The sequence below is a fragment of the Pseudomonas sp. FP2196 genome (assembly GCF_030687715.1).
Classification (GTDB): domain Bacteria; phylum Pseudomonadota; class Gammaproteobacteria; order Pseudomonadales; family Pseudomonadaceae; genus Aquipseudomonas.
In genome coordinates this window covers 5,808,706-5,822,552 of the sequence record NZ_CP117445.1, presented here as the reverse complement: position 1 = coordinate 5,822,552, position 13,847 = coordinate 5,808,706, and the positions used below count along the sequence as shown (strand labels likewise).

The 13,847-nt window shown below is 59.9% G+C and carries 19 protein-coding genes; 7 read left to right on the top strand and 12 right to left on the bottom strand.

Annotation, left to right across the window (positions count from 1 at the left end):
* The first annotated feature begins 4 nt into the window (after positions 1–4).
* Positions 5–859, top strand: coding sequence for an RNA polymerase sigma factor RpoH (rpoH, locus tag PSH79_RS26175; RefSeq protein ID WP_305440322.1), 855 nt, complete (start codon positions 5–7; stop codon positions 857–859).
* A 153-nt stretch (positions 860–1,012) separates the two neighbouring features.
* Here the strand turns inward: rpoH and mtgA are convergent, their stop codons facing one another.
* Positions 1,013–1,735 carry a monofunctional biosynthetic peptidoglycan transglycosylase gene (mtgA, locus tag PSH79_RS26170; RefSeq protein WP_305440321.1) on the bottom strand — a complete coding sequence of 241 codons (723 nt, stop codon included), beginning with the start codon at positions 1,733–1,735 and terminating at the stop codon, positions 1,013–1,015.
* A 74-nt stretch (positions 1,736–1,809) separates the two neighbouring features.
* On the opposite strand from mtgA, the gene PSH79_RS26165 reads away from it, so the two are divergent.
* The 4 genes from PSH79_RS26165 to trmB all read left to right on the top strand — a co-directional run bounded on the left by PSH79_RS26165 (position 1,810) and on the right by trmB (position 4,062).
* A complete protein-coding gene (locus tag PSH79_RS26165) occupies positions 1,810–2,181 on the top strand; it encodes a DUF423 domain-containing protein (RefSeq protein WP_305440320.1) in 372 nt (123 codons plus the stop codon).
* Between the two features lie 90 nt (positions 2,182–2,271).
* Entirely contained in the window at positions 2,272–2,472 is a 201-nt protein-coding gene (thiS, locus tag PSH79_RS26160) for a sulfur carrier protein ThiS (protein WP_167394879.1), read from the top strand.
* Positions 2,473–2,532: 60 nt separating this feature from the next.
* On the top strand, positions 2,533–3,327 hold the full coding sequence (locus PSH79_RS26155; RefSeq protein WP_042561554.1) for a thiazole synthase: 795 nt from the start codon (positions 2,533–2,535) through the stop codon (positions 3,325–3,327).
* 9 nt (positions 3,328–3,336) lie between these two features.
* A complete protein-coding gene (gene trmB / locus PSH79_RS26150) occupies positions 3,337–4,062 on the top strand; it encodes a tRNA (guanosine(46)-N7)-methyltransferase TrmB (protein ID WP_016983240.1) in 726 nt (241 codons plus the stop codon).
* Between the two features lie 119 nt (positions 4,063–4,181).
* Here trmB and PSH79_RS26145 read toward each other — a convergent pair whose 3' ends face one another.
* The 10 genes from PSH79_RS26145 to PSH79_RS26100 form a co-directional block, all read right to left on the bottom strand.
* Positions 4,182–4,505, bottom strand: coding sequence for a DUF3392 domain-containing protein (locus PSH79_RS26145; protein ID WP_150593591.1), 324 nt, complete (start codon positions 4,503–4,505; stop codon positions 4,182–4,184).
* 35 nt (positions 4,506–4,540) lie between these two features.
* Entirely contained in the window at positions 4,541–5,746 is a 1,206-nt protein-coding gene (hemW, locus tag PSH79_RS26140) for a radical SAM family heme chaperone HemW (RefSeq protein ID WP_305440318.1), read from the bottom strand.
* A complete protein-coding gene (gene rdgB / locus PSH79_RS26135; protein WP_095186987.1) occupies positions 5,743–6,339 on the bottom strand; it encodes an RdgB/HAM1 family non-canonical purine NTP pyrophosphatase in 597 nt (198 codons plus the stop codon). The genes hemW and rdgB overlap by 4 nt, the downstream gene beginning before the upstream one ends.
* Complete coding sequence (locus PSH79_RS26130) at positions 6,336–6,770, bottom strand: DUF4426 domain-containing protein (RefSeq protein WP_305440315.1); 435 nt, start codon at positions 6,768–6,770, stop codon at positions 6,336–6,338. Before PSH79_RS26130 ends, rdgB begins: the two co-directional genes overlap by 4 nt.
* A 26-nt stretch (positions 6,771–6,796) precedes the next feature.
* Positions 6,797–7,417 (bottom strand): methionine biosynthesis protein MetW, encoded by a 621-nt coding sequence (gene metW / locus PSH79_RS26125; RefSeq protein ID WP_305440314.1) that lies wholly within the window; start codon positions 7,415–7,417, stop codon positions 6,797–6,799.
* Between the two features lie 7 nt (positions 7,418–7,424).
* Positions 7,425–8,564: a homoserine O-acetyltransferase gene (locus PSH79_RS26120; RefSeq protein WP_305440313.1), complete on the bottom strand. Its 1,140-nt coding sequence runs from the start codon at positions 8,562–8,564 to the stop codon at positions 7,425–7,427.
* Positions 8,565–8,789: 225 nt separating this feature from the next.
* Positions 8,790–9,080: a DUF167 domain-containing protein gene (locus tag PSH79_RS26115; protein ID WP_305440312.1), complete on the bottom strand. Its 291-nt coding sequence runs from the start codon at positions 9,078–9,080 to the stop codon at positions 8,790–8,792.
* A complete protein-coding gene (locus tag PSH79_RS26110; protein ID WP_095186992.1) occupies positions 9,077–9,667 on the bottom strand; it encodes a YggT family protein in 591 nt (196 codons plus the stop codon). Before PSH79_RS26110 ends, PSH79_RS26115 begins: the two co-directional genes overlap by 4 nt.
* 10 nt (positions 9,668–9,677) lie before the next feature.
* Entirely contained in the window at positions 9,678–10,496 is an 819-nt protein-coding gene (gene proC / locus PSH79_RS26105) for a pyrroline-5-carboxylate reductase (protein ID WP_305440311.1), read from the bottom strand.
* 23 nt (positions 10,497–10,519) lie between these two features.
* Entirely contained in the window at positions 10,520–11,206 is a 687-nt protein-coding gene (locus PSH79_RS26100) for a YggS family pyridoxal phosphate-dependent enzyme (protein WP_305440310.1), read from the bottom strand.
* Positions 11,207–11,262: 56 nt separating this feature from the next.
* Between PSH79_RS26100 and PSH79_RS26095 the strand changes: the two genes are divergently transcribed.
* The gene (locus PSH79_RS26095) at positions 11,263–12,297 is read left to right on the top strand and encodes a type IV pilus twitching motility protein PilT (protein WP_187679032.1); all 1,035 of its coding nucleotides are present in this window, start codon (positions 11,263–11,265) and stop codon (positions 12,295–12,297) included.
* Positions 12,298–12,390: 93 nt separating this feature from the next.
* Here PSH79_RS26095 and PSH79_RS26090 read toward each other — a convergent pair whose 3' ends face one another.
* Positions 12,391–13,014 (bottom strand): C40 family peptidase, encoded by a 624-nt coding sequence (locus PSH79_RS26090; RefSeq protein ID WP_305440308.1) that lies wholly within the window; start codon positions 13,012–13,014, stop codon positions 12,391–12,393.
* A gap of 248 nt (positions 13,015–13,262) precedes the next feature.
* Here PSH79_RS26090 and PSH79_RS26085 point away from each other — a divergent pair, with 248 nt between their 5' ends.
* A complete protein-coding gene (locus PSH79_RS26085; RefSeq protein ID WP_305440307.1) occupies positions 13,263–13,697 on the top strand; it encodes a TM2 domain-containing protein in 435 nt (144 codons plus the stop codon).
* Positions 13,698–13,847 lie beyond the last annotated feature (150 nt).

Below are 13,847 nucleotides of genomic sequence, written 5' to 3'. Positions count from 1 at the left end.
TCATATGACCAATTCTTTGCAACCTGCGTACGCGTTGGTTCCGGGCGCGAACCTGGAAGCCTATGTGCACACCGTCAACAGCATTCCATTGCTGACGCCGGAGCAGGAGCGTGAACTGGCCGAGAGTCTCTACTATGAGCAGGATTTGGGGGCGGCTCGGCAGATGGTGCTCGCCCACCTGCGTTTTGTCGTACACATTGCCCGTAGCTATTCCGGCTACGGTCTGGCTCAGGCTGACCTGATCCAGGAAGGTAACGTCGGCCTGATGAAGGCTGTAAAACGTTTCAACCCTGAAATGGGTGTGCGTCTGGTGTCGTTCGCTGTGCACTGGATCAAGGCGGAAATTCACGAGTTCATCCTGCGCAACTGGCGCATTGTGAAAGTCGCGACCACCAAGGCCCAGCGCAAGCTGTTCTTCAACCTGCGCAGCCAGAAGAAACGTCTGGCGTGGCTGAACAATGAGGAAGTCCACCGTGTGGCGGAAAGCCTCGGCGTCGAGCCGCGGGAAGTGCGCGAGATGGAAAGTCGCCTGACCGGCCATGACATGGCCTTCGACCCGGCCGCGGAAGCGGACGACGACAGCGCATTCCAATCGCCGGCCAACTATCTGGAAGACCACCGGTACGACCCGGCGCGTCAACTGGAAGATGCCGACTGGAGCGACAACTCCAACCAAAACCTGCACGAAGCGCTGGAAGTGCTGGACGAACGCAGCCGCGACATCCTTTACCAGCGCTGGCTGGCAGAAGAAAAAGCCACGCTGCACGACCTGGCGCAGAAGTACAACGTGTCGGCCGAGCGTATCCGTCAGCTCGAAAAGAGCGCGATGAACAAGCTCAAGTTGTCGATTGCCGCATAACAGGTATTTCGGCACTAAAAAAACGCCCCGATCAGCGATGATCGGGGCGTTTTCGTTCAGCAGATCAAAAGATCGCAGCGTGCCGCAGCTCCTACAGGGGACCGCATTTCAGCTGTAGGAGCTGCCGAAGGCTGCGATCTTTTGATCTTGACGTCACTGAGCCCAAGGCGCTCGGCGGGAATCATTGAGCCCCAGCAGATAACTGGTCCCGCCCAACTGGCTCATCTGCTGGCGAATCCACCCGGCCCGCCGCGACACATACGCCGTCGGATGGCTCGCGCTCCAGACCCGCGGGTTTGGCAACACCGCCGCCAGATAACTCGCCTGCTGCCGGCTCAACGACTTGGCACTCACACCAAAGTGATGCCGGGCCGCGGCCTCGGCGCCAAACACCCCGTCATCCCACTCGACGCTGTTCAGATACACCTCAAGAATCCGCTGCTTGGGCCAGAACACCTCGATCAACGTGGTAAACCACGCTTCCAGGCCTTTGCGCAGGTAACTGCGACCCGCCCACAGAAACAGGTTCTTCGACACTTGCTGGCTCAGCGTACTGGCGCCGCGAATCGAACCGCCGAGTTCGTTGTGGGCCAGCGCCGCCTGGATAGCGCCAAAATCAAAACCCCAATGCTCGGGAAACTTCTGATCCTCGCCGGCCATCACCGCTACCTTGAGATCATCGGAGATCTCATCCCAAGGCTTCCAGGTGCGTTGCAGGTCGATGGGCTCGCCGTCGACCCAGGATTCGATCTTGCGCTCGACCATCAGCGCCGTGCCGGGCGGCGGCACGAAGCGAAACACCAGGACGAGCAAGACGCTGCCGCCCGCGAACCAGAGCAGGGCCTTCGTGAGACGACGAAAAATTGAACGCAGCATAGAGATGGCTTGGCCGAACCCGTGGAGCGGGCCATTATACAGACCCTGCCGATCGAGTCTGACTGGAGTTCCACATGCTGCGTGGCTTTCTGATGCTGGCCGCTTTCTTTGGTTTCACCGGCGTTGCCCTCGGCGCATTCGCCGCCCATGGCCTGAAAAGCCGCCTGACGCCCGAGTACCTGACGATTTTCCACACCGGCGTCACCTATCAACTGGTGCACACCCTGGCATTGTTCGGCGTTGCGCTGCTGGCCACGCAGATTCAGGGGCGCCTGATCACTTGGGCGGGTGTGTCGTTCACCGTCGGCATCCTGCTGTTCTCCGGGAGTCTGTATCTGCTGACCCTCACCGGCATCAGCAAGCTCGGCATCATCACCCCGTTCGGCGGGCTGGCGTTTCTGGTCGGCTGGCTGTGCCTCGGGCTCGCCGCCTGGCGGTTGAGCTGACCGGGTAGTCCATTTCACGATGAATGGCTTGGGTCGCCTAGTCTGATCGGGCTAGAATGCCAGCCCCTAAAAATGATGGCGGCCTTGCGCATGCGCATTCAGTTGAACGGCGAATCCCTTGAACTGCCCGACGGTGAAACCGTTGCGGCCCTGCTGACCCGTCTGGATCTGACCGGACGCCGGGTAGCGGTCGAACTCAATCTGGATATCGTCCCGCGCAGCCAGCATGCCGACACCACGCTCAATGACGGCGACAATGTCGAAGTTGTGCACGCCATCGGCGGCGGCTAATCGCCCGTCCCGCGAGGACACAGAATTCTGCAAGACCCTCACCTTTAAAGAGGATTCCCCATGAGCATCGTTCGTAGCGACAAGCCTTTTGTGCTGGCCGGTCGTACTTACCAGTCGCGTTTGCTGGTCGGTACCGGCAAGTACCGTGACATGGAAGAAACCCGCCAGGCGATCGAAGCCTCGGGTGCCGAAATCGTCACCTTCGCCGTGCGCCGCACTAACCTGGGCCAGATCGAAGGGGAGCCGAACCTGCTCGACGTGCTGTCGCCGGATCGCTACACCTTCCTGCCGAACACCGCCGGTTGCTACGACGCCATCGAAGCCGTGCGCACCTGCCGTCTGGCCCGTGAGCTGCTCGACGGCCACAACCTGGTGAAGCTGGAAGTGCTGGCCGACCAGAAAACCCTGTTCCCCAACGTGATCGAAACCCTCAAGGCCGCCGAAACGCTGGTCAAGGAAGGTTTCGACGTGATGGTTTACACCAGCGATGACCCGATCATCGCCCGTCAACTGGCAGAAATCGGCTGCATCGCGGTGATGCCGCTGGCCGGTCTGATCGGTTCCGGCCTGGGGATCTGCAATCCGTACAACCTGCAGATCATCCTCGAAGAAGCCAAGATCCCTGTGTTGGTGGATGCCGGTGTCGGTACCGCTTCCGACGCTACCATCGCCATGGAGCTGGGCTGTGACGCGGTGCTGATGAACTCGGCCATCGCCCACGCCGGGCAACCGGTGATGATGGCCCAAGCCATGCAACACGCGATCGTCGCGGGCCGTCTGGCCTACCTCGCCGGCCGCATGCCGAAAAAACTCTATGCCAGCGCCTCTTCGCCGCTGGATGGTCTGATCAAGTAAGAGCCATTGATGACTGAATCGAACGACACGCCTATCCAGACGGAAGAGGGCGACGAGCGCCAACACCGCCGCATCAAGAGTTTCGTGATGCGCGCCGGGCGCATGACCGAAGGCCAGCAACGCGGTCTGGACCAAGGCGCGCCGCTGTACGTGCTGCCGCTGGCCGACGCGCCGGTGGATTATGATCAGGTTTTTGGCCGTTCGGCACCGCGCTCGCTGGAGATCGGTTTCGGCATGGGCCACTCGCTGCTGGAAATGGCCGCAGCCGCGCCGGATCAGGACTTTATCGGCGTGGAAGTTCACCGTCCCGGTGTTGGCGCGCTGCTCAATGGCGTGCTGACTCAGGGCCTGACCAACCTGCGGGTCTACGATTGCGACGCGATCGAAGTGCTCAACCGCTGCATCGCCGACAACAGCCTCGATCGCCTGATGCTGTTCTTCCCGGACCCGTGGCACAAGAGCCGTCATCACAAGCGCCGTATCGTCCAGGCGTCGTTCGCTGAACTGGTGCGCAGCAAGTTGAAGGTCGGCGGCATTCTGCACATGGCCACCGACTGGGAGCCGTACGCCGAATACATGCTGGAAGTGATGAATGTGGCGCCGGGCTATCGCAACCTCGCCGAAGACGGCAAGTGCGTACCACGCCCGGCCGAACGCCCGATCACCAAGTTCGAACGCCGCGGCGAACGTCTTGGCCACGGCGTGTGGGATCTGAAGTTCGAAAAGCAGTCCTGAGCCTCACGCAACACCCAATGTAGGAGCTGCGGCACGCTGCGATCTTTTGATTTTGTTTTTCAAGATCAAAAGATCGCAGCGTGCCGCAGCTCCTACCGTTGTTTTGTGTGAACTGAAAGTCAGCGGCGGTCGGCGACAACGCCGATCAACACCAATACCACCAACAACACCGGAGCCAGGCTGTAGTTGTTGAACTGGCTCAACCCCTTGATCACCCACGGCGTTGCGTAAATCAGCGCCGCGCCGCTGCCGACCATGCACAGCAGGGCCATCAGCGGCACGCGCAGGGCGCCGGCGATGCTGCCCAGGCGTTGCTCGACCCAGCCTTTGAAGTCAGCGCCGAACAGCACCAGCAGGCAGCCCACCAGCGCCAAGGCGATTTCCGAGAGGTTGCTGCGGCTCCAGCGGGAGACGGTGGCGAGCAGGTCGAGTATCAAATCCATGCGTTTTCCCTTGGGACAGAAGTTGAGGGTTGGGCTCAGTTCAGAAATTGTTGCAGCAAGTCGTTGAGGAATAGCTGTCCGCGCTCGGTGGCCGCCAGACGTGACGGTTCGACCTGCAACAGACCGCTTTGTTCTGCCGCTGCCCGGCCTTCGGCGAGGCTTTCCAGCGATAACCCGGTACGCTGCGGATAAAGACGCGAATCGACGCCAGCGGTCAGGCGCAAGGCGTTCATCAGGAATTCGAACGGCATCTCGTCATTGGTCAGGGCTTTCTCGCCGGCCTGAAAGCTTTTGGCCGGGTTGAGATAGTCCTTCGGCAGGCGCGTCTTCCAAGTGCGCACGATGCGCCCGTCCGGGTGGCTGAGCTTGCCGTGGGCGCCGGCGCCGATGCCAATGAAGTCGCCGAAACTCCAGTAATTGAGGTTATGCCGCGCCGGACGACCGGGTTGTGCGTAAGCCGACACTTCGTATTGCGCGTAACCGTGCTCGGCCAGCAGCGCCTGCCCGGCCTCTTGAATGTCCCACAGCGTGTCGTCTTCCGGCAGCTCTGGCGGCTGGTTCCAGAACACGGTGTTCGGCTCCAGCGTCAGTTGATACCAGGAAATGTGCGTCGGCTTCAGTTCGATGGCCTGGCGCAGATCGCTCAAGGCGTCGTCCAGCGATTGATCCGGCAAGCCGTGCATCAAGTCGAGGTTGAAGTTATCGAATCCGGCCTGCCGCGCCATGCCGGCAGCGCGCACTGCTTCATCGCCGTTATGAATACGGCCGAGGGCTTTGAGTTTTTCCTGCTGGAAACTCTGGATACCGATCGACAGGCGATTGATCCCCAGTTTGCGGTACGCAACGAACTTCTCTTGCTCGAAGGTGCCGGGGTTGGCTTCCAGAGTGATTTCAATGTCGTGAGCAAACGGAATGCGCTGCTCGACGCCCTCCAGCAAACGCCCCAGCGCCTCGGCGCTGAACAGGCTCGGTGTGCCGCCACCGAAGAAAATCGAGCTGATTTCACGGCCATAAACCGCGTGCAGATCCTGATCCAGATCCGCCAGCAGCGCGTCGACGTATTCCTGCTCCGGCAGCACCGGGCTGGCGGTGTGCGAGTTGAAATCGCAATACGGGCATTTGCGCACACACCACGGGATGTGGATGTAAAGCGCCAGGGGCGGCAGCGTTGGCAACGGCGCCCGAGGCGAAGAAGCGGCGCCGCCGATGATCAGCGACGACGCAGAGGGGCTGTCGGTCATTTCAGGCCCAGACGCTGGCGCAGCAGATCCATTGCACGGGCGCGGTGGCTGATCTGGTTCTTGTCGGCCGGGCTCAGTTCGGCGCTGGACACGTCACGCTCCGGCACCCAGAACAAGGGGTCGTAGCCGAACCCGTGCTCGCCGCTGGCGGCGGTCAGGATGCGTCCGTGCCACAGGCCTTCGCAGAGGATCGGCAGCGGATCATCGGCGTGACGCACCAATGCCAGCACGCAGACGAACTGCGCGCCGCGTTCCGCTTCAGGCACGTCTTTCAAGGCGTCGAGCAGTTTGGCGTTGTTCGCCGCATCACCTTTGCCATCGGCATAACGTGCCGAGTAGATGCCCGGCGCACCGCCGAGGAAATCCACCGCCAGACCGGAATCATCGGCCAGCGCCGGCAGCCCGGAAATGCGTGCGGCATTGCGCGCCTTGAGGATCGCGTTTTCGACGAACGACAGACCGGTTTCTTCCGGCTCGACCTTGCTCCATTCACCGATCGAGCGCAGTTGCACCGAGTCGCCGAGCATGGCCTGGAGTTCTTTGAGTTTGCCGGCGTTATGGCTGGCCAGTACGAGTTGCTTGAGGTTCATCATTCGCCGGGAAAGAGTTCTTGGTTGAAATTGATGGTGTTGATCTTGTCGCCATTCTGCACCTTGATTTCAAAGGTGCGGGTTTCCTGCTGTTCCACCGGGTACTGGGCGATGTAATAGATCGCGCCCTGTTCGGTGACCTGGCGGAAGTTCAGCGGCACGCTTTTGCTGGTGAGGTCTTTGACCGTGCCGGTGACATTGGCGACCAGTGGTTTGCCGTCCTTGATCACCGAGACATTGATCACGCCCTGGTTCTTGCTGCGGATCAGTTCGGCAGCCTTGGCGATGTCAGGCGTGAGAAAGGTGGAGTTAAAGGTGTTGTAGTGAACGGAGACATCACCGAACACTTCCTTGCGCTCGCCCTTGATGGTGTCGGCAGCCATGGCGCCGACGCTCAGGCAGGCAGTGATTAACAACAACGCTAAACGACCCATGATCATCCTCCTCGAAATGTCGTGGCTCAGACCGCGACCCGATGATCTGCAAGCACCGGGCTGCTGACGCGGTAGATACCAATTTCACCTAACAGATTAGGCCATAGCTTACTGGCCCACCCGTGGCGGTGCTGTTGATCCACGGCAAGCCGATCAATGACCTTCGCATCACGTTCGCGACAAAGTTCTTCAAAGTCTTCGAAGGTGCAGAAGTGGATGTTCGGCGTGTTGTACCAGGTGTACGGCAGAAACTCGGAGACTGGCATCCGCCCCTTGCTCGCCAGATACCAGCGGCAGCGCCAGTGACCGAAGTTGGGGAAGGTGATGATGCACTGACGGCCGACCCGCAGCATTTCGTCGAGGATCTTGTCCGGGTAGTGCACGGCTTGCAGCGCCTGGGTCATCACCACGATGTCGAAACTGTTGCTGGCGAAGTTGCCCAGGCCTTTGTCCAGATCCTGCTCGATGACGTTGACGCCTTTTGCCACGCACTGGGCGATGTTGTCAGCGTCGTTTTCCAGGCCATAACCGGTGACCTGCTTGTTGTCGCGCAGCCAGGTCAGCAGTTCGCCGTCACCGCAACCGAGGTCGAGGACGCGGCTGCCGGCGGGGATCCATTCCTGGATGATTTCCAGATCAGCTCTCATGGCTTGTTCACACCGTAATTCGGTTCATGTAATTACCGAACGCCTGCAAGTAGCGCGGGATCGGAATCAGGAAGGCGTCATGGCCCTGCGGTGCGTCGATTTCCAGGTAGCTGACGTCTTTACGTGCAGCCATCAGCGCATCGACCAGTTCACGCGAGCGCGCCGGGGAGAAGCGCCAGTCGGTGGTGAACGACATCACGCAGAACTTCGCCGTGGCGTTCTCGAAGGTTTTCGCCAGGTTATCGTCGAAGTTCGCCGCCGGATCAAAGTAATCCAGCGCCTTGGTCATCAACAGATAGGTGTTGGCGTCGAAGCGTCCGGAGAACTCTTCGCCCTGATAACGCAGGTAGCTTTCGACCTGGAACTCGACACTGTGGAAGTCGTAGTTGAGCTTCTCGCTCTTCAGGCCGCGGCCGAATTTCTCGCCCATTGAATCGTCGGACAGGTAGGTGATGTGCCCGACCATGCGCGCCAGCATCAGGCCGCGCTTGGGGATCACGCCCGCTTCCTGGAACGAACCGCCGTGGAACTCCGGGTCGGTGAGGATCGCCTGGCGCGCCACTTCGTTGAAGGCGATGTTCTGCGCCGACAGCTTGGGGGCCGAGGCGATCGCCAGGCAATGGCGCACGCGATCCGGGTACGTGATGGTCCATTGCAGTGCCTGCATGCCGCCGAGGCTGCCGCCGATCACCGCTGCCCATTGGCCGATGCCGAGCAGATCAGCCAGACGCGCCTGGCTGTGCACCCAGTCTTCCACGGTCAGCACCGGGAAGTCGGCACCGAACGGCTTGCCGGTCTCCGGGTTGATGCTGCTTGGGCCGGTAGAACCGTTGCAGCCGCCGAGGTTGTTCAGGCTGACCACGAAGAACTTGCTGGTGTCGATCGGTTTGCCGGGGCCGATGCAGCTGTCCCACCAACCGGGTTTGCGGTCGTCGGGGCTGTGATAGCCAGCGGCGTGGTGATGGCCGGACAAGGCGTGGCAGATCAGCACGGCGTTGCTCGCCTGGGCGTTCAGCGTGCCGTAAGTTTCGTAGATCAGGTCATAAGCGGGCAGCGAACGGCCACAGGCCAAGGCCAGCGGTTCGCTGAAGTGCGCCGTTTGCGGCGTCACCAGACCAACAGAATCGGGGGGGAAGGCAGCTGGCATCGACCCTGCTCTCGTTGAAATGAGGCGTAAGTCTAAAGACCGGGGGGGTTAGCGGCAAGCAACGATCGGGCCTGATCGTTCATTGAGCAAAACCCCTGTGGCGAGGGGGATTTATCCCCGTTCGGCTGCGCAGCAGTCGTAAAACCTGCTGACTCGATCTGGCTGGAAGAAAGCAGGGCGCGGCTTCGCCACCCAACAGGGATAAATCCCCCCCGCCACAGGAGATCAGGGGCGCGTCAGCCCCGGCAACTCCGGCAATTTCTTCGGCGAGCAAATCTTCACCCGCTTCTGCCGGTTCAGCTCGCCGCTGAGCAAACTGATGTGGCTCTTGGAAACTCCAAAAGCCTTGGCCAGAAAGCCAATCAGATACGCATTGGCCTTGCCCTCGACCGGCGGGGCGGTCAGGCGGATCTTCAGACGATCACCGTGCAGCCCGCAGAAATCATCACTACGGGCCGCAGGTTGCAGGTGACATTCCAGAATCAGGTCGTCACCGTCCCAGCGAAACCAGCTCACATCAGCAGGCGCAGGATTTCCGGCATCATCGTCATCGCCGCGAGGTTGTTGATCACCAGCATGTCGATCAGCTTCAACGCCAGAAACGCGAAGATCGGCGACAGGTCGAGCCCGCCGAGGTTTGGCAGGAACTTGCGGAACGGCGCCAGGGCCGGTTCGCAGATCTGGTTGACCAGTTCAGCGCCCGGATTATGGCTACCCGGCGCGACCCACGAGAGGATCACGCTGATGATCAGGGCGAAGAAGAAGATCTTCAGGAACAGCGCGGTCACGCCGATCAGCGACCAGATAAACAGTTGCAGCGGGTTGCCGGTGGTGCCGTACGTCAGCAGCAGGGTCAATGCCATCAGCGCCAGTTGCACCAGAATCGCCAGTACCAGCGACGACATGTCGAGGCCAAACATGCTCGGGATGATCCGACGCAGTGGCTTGAGCAGCGGCTGAGTCGCTTTGACGATGAACTGGCAAAGCGGGTTGTAGAAATTCGCCCGTACCAGTTGCAGGACGAAGCGCAGCAGTACGATCAGCAGATACAGACTGCCGAGGGTTTGCAGCACGTAAACCGCTGCGGTGTTCAATCCAATCATGTAAGGCTCCTTATTTGCCCAGTTGTTCGGCCATTTCGGCCGAGCGGTGCGCGGCGGCGCCGAGTGCTTTTTCCACCAGGGCTTCGAAGCCACCGGCCTGGAACGATTTGATTGCAGCTTCTGTAGTACCGGCCGGCGAGGTCACGCGACGGCGCAGTTCGGCGGCGTCGACGTCACTGGACACCGCCATGTGCGCGGCGCCCAGAGCGGTTTGCAGGGTCAGTTGTTCGGCCGTTTCTTTCGGCAGGCCGAGTTTGACGCCAGCGGCGGTCATCGCTTCGATCAGCAGGAAGAAGTACGCAGGGCCGGAACCGGATACAGCGGTCACCGCGTCCAGTTGCTGTTCTTCATTCAGCCACAGTGCGATGCCGACGGCGGACAGCAGTTCTTCGGCTTGCTGACGTTGTTCGCCAGTCACTTCGCTCGTGGCGTACAGACCACTCACGCCCTGACGCAGCAGCGCCGGGGTGTTGGGCATGCAGCGCACGATCGGCTGCTCGCCAAGCCACGCGGTCATACTCGCGCAAGTGATGCCGGCAGCGATCGAGACCACCAGTTGATTCGGTTTGAGGCTCGGGCGAATCGCTTCGCACATGGCTTTCATCGCCTGTGGCTTGACCGCCAGCACGACGACGTCGACGCCATCGATAGCCTGGGCATTATCGGCAAAGGTTTCGATGCCGTGTTCGGCACTGACTTTGGCGCGGGTTTCTTCGCCCGGATCGCTGGCGCGGATGTGTGCGGCTTCCAGACCCTTGGCCCGCAGGCCGCCGATCAAACTGGCGGCCATGTTGCCGGCACCGATGAAGGCAATACGTGTGTTGCTCATGTCAGGTCCTTATCTGGAAAGTTTCAAGATTGGGAATAGTCGCGTGCGCCAAACAGGGCGGTACCAATCCGCACCCAGGTGGCGCCTTGGGCAATGGCCGACTCAAGGTCATGGCTCATGCCCATGGAAAGTGTGTCGAGCGGCAGATTGAGGCTGTCCTGCAAACGTTGCACAGCAGCAAAAGCAGCATCCTGTTCGGCGCGATCTTCGGTCGGCTCGGGGATCGCCATCAGCCCGCGCAGTTTAAGGCGCGGCAGGGCGTTGATGGCTTCGGCCAAGGCCGGCAGGTCGGCCGGGGTGCAGCCGGACTTGCTGGCTTCACCGCTGACGTTGACCTGAATGCAGATGTTCAACGGCGGCAGATCCGCCGGGCGCTGTTCGGACAGGCGTTGGGCAATTTTCAGGCGATCCACGGAATGCACCCAGTCGAAATGCTCGGCAATGGCGCGAGTCTTGTTCGATTGAATGGGGCCGATGAAGTGCCAGATCAAGGGCAGGTCGGCCAGTTCGAGCTGTTTGCCCAAGGCTTCCTGCAGGTAGTTCTCGCCAAAGTCGCGCAGGCCGGCGGCGTGGGCTTCACGCAGGGCCTCGGCGGGTTTGGTCTTGCTGACCGCGAGCAACTGCACGCTGTTTGCAGTGCGCCCGGCCGCTGCGGTGGCAGCCTGGATGCGCGAACTAACCAGTTGAATGTTGTCTGCTATCGTGGACATCAAGAGGCGCCAGCGGTCTGAAGGTTCGCGGCATTCTACTGGAATTGAGGAGCGCTATGGATATCACTGAATTGCTGGCCTTCAGCGCCAAACAGGGCGCTTCCGACCTGCACCTGTCGGCCGGTCTGCCGCCGATGATCCGCGTCGATGGCGATGTGCGGCGGATCAATCTGCCGGCGCTGGATCACAAGCAAGTGCACGAATTGATCTACGACATCATGAACGACACCCAGCGCGTCGACTTCGAGAAACACCTGGAAACGGATTTCTCCTTCGAAGTCCCTGGTGTCGCGCGCTTCCGGGTCAATGCCTTCAACCAGAACCGTGGCGCTGGCGCGGTATTCCGCACCATTCCGTCGAAAGTGCTGAGCATGGAAGACCTCGCCATGGGTGATGTCTTCCGCAAGATCACCGACGCCCCGCGTGGGCTGGTATTGGTGACCGGGCCGACCGGTTCCGGCAAGTCGACCACGCTGGCGGCGATGATCGATTATCTCAACACCCATCGTCATCACCACATCCTGACCATCGAAGACCCGATCGAATTCGTTCACGAATCGCGCAAATGCCTGATCAATCAGCGCGAAGTCCACCGCGATACCCGCAGTTTCGCCACGGCGTTGCGTTCAGCGCTGCGCGAAGATCCGGATGTGATTCTGGTGGGCGAGATGCGTGACCTGGAAACCATTCGTCTCGCACTGACTGCTGCTGAGACCGGGCATCTGGTGTTCGGCACGCTGCACACCACGTCGGCAGCCAAGACCATCGACCGGGTGGTGGACGTATTCCCCGGTGACGAGAAGTCGATGGTGCGTTCGATGCTGTCAGAGTCGTTGCTGGCGGTGGTGTCGCAGACGCTGATCAAGAAGATCGGCGGCGGGCGCGTGGCGGCGCACGAGATCATGCTCGGCACATCGGCGATCCGTAACCTGATCCGCGAGGACAAGGTGGCGCAGATGTATTCGTCTATTCAGACGGGTGGGTCGTTGGGGATGCAGACACTGGACATGTGCCTGAAAGATCTGGTGACCAAAGGCTTGATCAGCCGCGAGCATGCGCGGGAGAAGGCGCGTACGCCGGATAATTTCTAAACGCCAAAAGCAAAAGATCGCAGCCTTCGGCAACTCCTGCATGGGATTAGCGTTTCCCTGCAGGAGCTGCCGAAGGCTGCGATCTTTTGATTGTTAGCGTTGAACTACGCGCATCTGCTTGCTGGCAGGCTCTTTCGGCAATACGCGCTTGGCAACCACGTAATGCTTTTGCCAATACGGCTTGTTCAGCGTATCGATGCTCACCGATTTGCCACGACGCGGTGCGTGGATGAAGCGGTCGTTGCCCAGGTAGATGGCGACGTGGTTGACCCGACGGCTCTTGATGTTGAAGAAAATCAGGTCGCCCGGCTTCAGATCCTTGCGATCGACTTTCTCGCCGTGGCCGCTGGCCATGGCATTGGAGGTGCGAGGCAGGTCGAAAGTGGCGTCGTTGAACGCGTATTTCACCAGACCGCTGCAGTCGAAGCCTTTACTTGGGCTACTGCCGCCCCAACGATAAGGAGTACCGAGGACGTTCACCGCGCGGCTAAGGACATTGCTGCTTTCCTTGCTCGCCATGGGTGGCACCAGCTTGCTGTTGCCTTTGCTGCTCAGCGTGGTGACTTTGCTTTGCTTGCTCTTGCTCGATGGGGCAGAAGCATGGGATTTAGGGGTAAAGCCGTTAACGTTGGGAAGACGTTGCTCACGATTGGTGGCGTGGGCGGCCAGTGGCATTAATAGGCAAATAGTTAGCCATGTCTTGAAAAATGGTCGCATTAGGCGTGGCTCTTAAGTGGTAGCGCGCAACTTTATAACAGCTTTTTTGTCCCTTCCGAGTCCGTTGGTCGATTCAATCGGCAGGCAACGGAACCAAATAAGCGGCAAATTGACGCGATTGTCTGACAGAAGTCCGGTGCTATAAGGCTTTGACGGTGGCAACGGTAACATTTGCCATACGTCGGCTACCTGTAAAAAAGTCACAAAGAATTCAAGAATATTTATCTATCGAGTGAATCGAGGTCTTCATGAACAGCTATCAGCTACCCCGTGTGAAGGAAAAAGACACCCACAGCAAACTCATCGGTTACCTGCTGTGGATCTTCGGATTTACCGGCGCCCACCGCTTTTATTACGGCAAGCCAGTGACCGGGACGATCTGGTTCTTCACCTTCGGTTTGCTGGGAATTGGCTGGCTGATCGACGTGTTTCTGATCCCGGCGATGGATCGCGAAGCGGATCTGCGGTTTGCCGATGGACCGATTGAGTACAACGTGGCGTGGATTCTGCTGACGTTCCTTGGGGTTTTCGGTGTGCACCGGATGTACCAAGGGAAGTGGATCAGCGGGTTGGTCTATCTGCTGACTGGCGGGTTGTTCTTTATTGGTGTGCTGTATGACTTCTGGACGCTGAATGATCAGGTGTCGGTGCGCAATATGCAGAATCGCGGCGCCTTTCAGTAAGCCATTGCTGGCAAGGCCAGCTCCCACAGGGGATTTGTGTCGTTCACCGATCCAATGTGGGAGCCAGCTTGCTGGCGATTGGGGCAACGCTGAGTGAAGATCAAAAGATCGCAGCCTGCGGCAGCTCCTACAAGTTGGAACGCATTCCAT

Coding starts and splice junctions, on each gene's coding strand:
- mtgA (WP_305440321.1), bottom strand. CDS start 1,735: ATGCTGCGTTCAATTTTTCGTCGTCTCACGAAGGCCCTGCTCTGGTTC.
- PSH79_RS26165 (WP_305440320.1), top strand. CDS start 1,810: ATGCTGCGTGGCTTTCTGATGCTGGCCGCTTTCTTTGGTTTCACCGGC.
- rdgB (WP_095186987.1), bottom strand. CDS start 6,339: ATGATGAACCTCAAGCAACTCGTACTGGCCAGCCATAACGCCGGCAAA.
- PSH79_RS26095 (WP_187679032.1), top strand. CDS start 11,263: ATGGATATCACTGAATTGCTGGCCTTCAGCGCCAAACAGGGCGCTTCC.
- PSH79_RS26090 (WP_305440308.1), bottom strand. CDS start 13,014: ATGCGACCATTTTTCAAGACATGGCTAACTATTTGCCTATTAATGCCA.
- PSH79_RS26145 (WP_150593591.1), bottom strand. CDS start 4,505: ATGGATTTGATACTCGACCTGCTCGCCACCGTCTCCCGCTGGAGCCGC.
- PSH79_RS26155 (WP_042561554.1), top strand. CDS start 2,533: ATGAGCATCGTTCGTAGCGACAAGCCTTTTGTGCTGGCCGGTCGTACT.
- thiS (WP_167394879.1), top strand. CDS start 2,272: ATGCGCATTCAGTTGAACGGCGAATCCCTTGAACTGCCCGACGGTGAA.
- trmB (WP_016983240.1), top strand. CDS start 3,337: ATGACTGAATCGAACGACACGCCTATCCAGACGGAAGAGGGCGACGAG.
- proC (WP_305440311.1), bottom strand. CDS start 10,496: ATGAGCAACACACGTATTGCCTTCATCGGTGCCGGCAACATGGCCGCC.
- PSH79_RS26110 (WP_095186992.1), bottom strand. CDS start 9,667: ATGATTGGATTGAACACCGCAGCGGTTTACGTGCTGCAAACCCTCGGC.
- rpoH (WP_305440322.1), top strand. CDS start 5: ATGACCAATTCTTTGCAACCTGCGTACGCGTTGGTTCCGGGCGCGAAC.
- PSH79_RS26100 (WP_305440310.1), bottom strand. CDS start 11,206: ATGTCCACGATAGCAGACAACATTCAACTGGTTAGTTCGCGCATCCAG.
- metW (WP_305440314.1), bottom strand. CDS start 7,417: ATGAGAGCTGATCTGGAAATCATCCAGGAATGGATCCCCGCCGGCAGC.
- PSH79_RS26085 (WP_305440307.1), top strand. CDS start 13,263: ATGAACAGCTATCAGCTACCCCGTGTGAAGGAAAAAGACACCCACAGC.
- PSH79_RS26130 (WP_305440315.1), bottom strand. CDS start 6,770: ATGGGTCGTTTAGCGTTGTTGTTAATCACTGCCTGCCTGAGCGTCGGC.
- PSH79_RS26120 (WP_305440313.1), bottom strand. CDS start 8,564: ATGCCAGCTGCCTTCCCCCCCGATTCTGTTGGTCTGGTGACGCCGCAA.
- hemW (WP_305440318.1), bottom strand. CDS start 5,746: ATGACCGACAGCCCCTCTGCGTCGTCGCTGATCATCGGCGGCGCCGCT.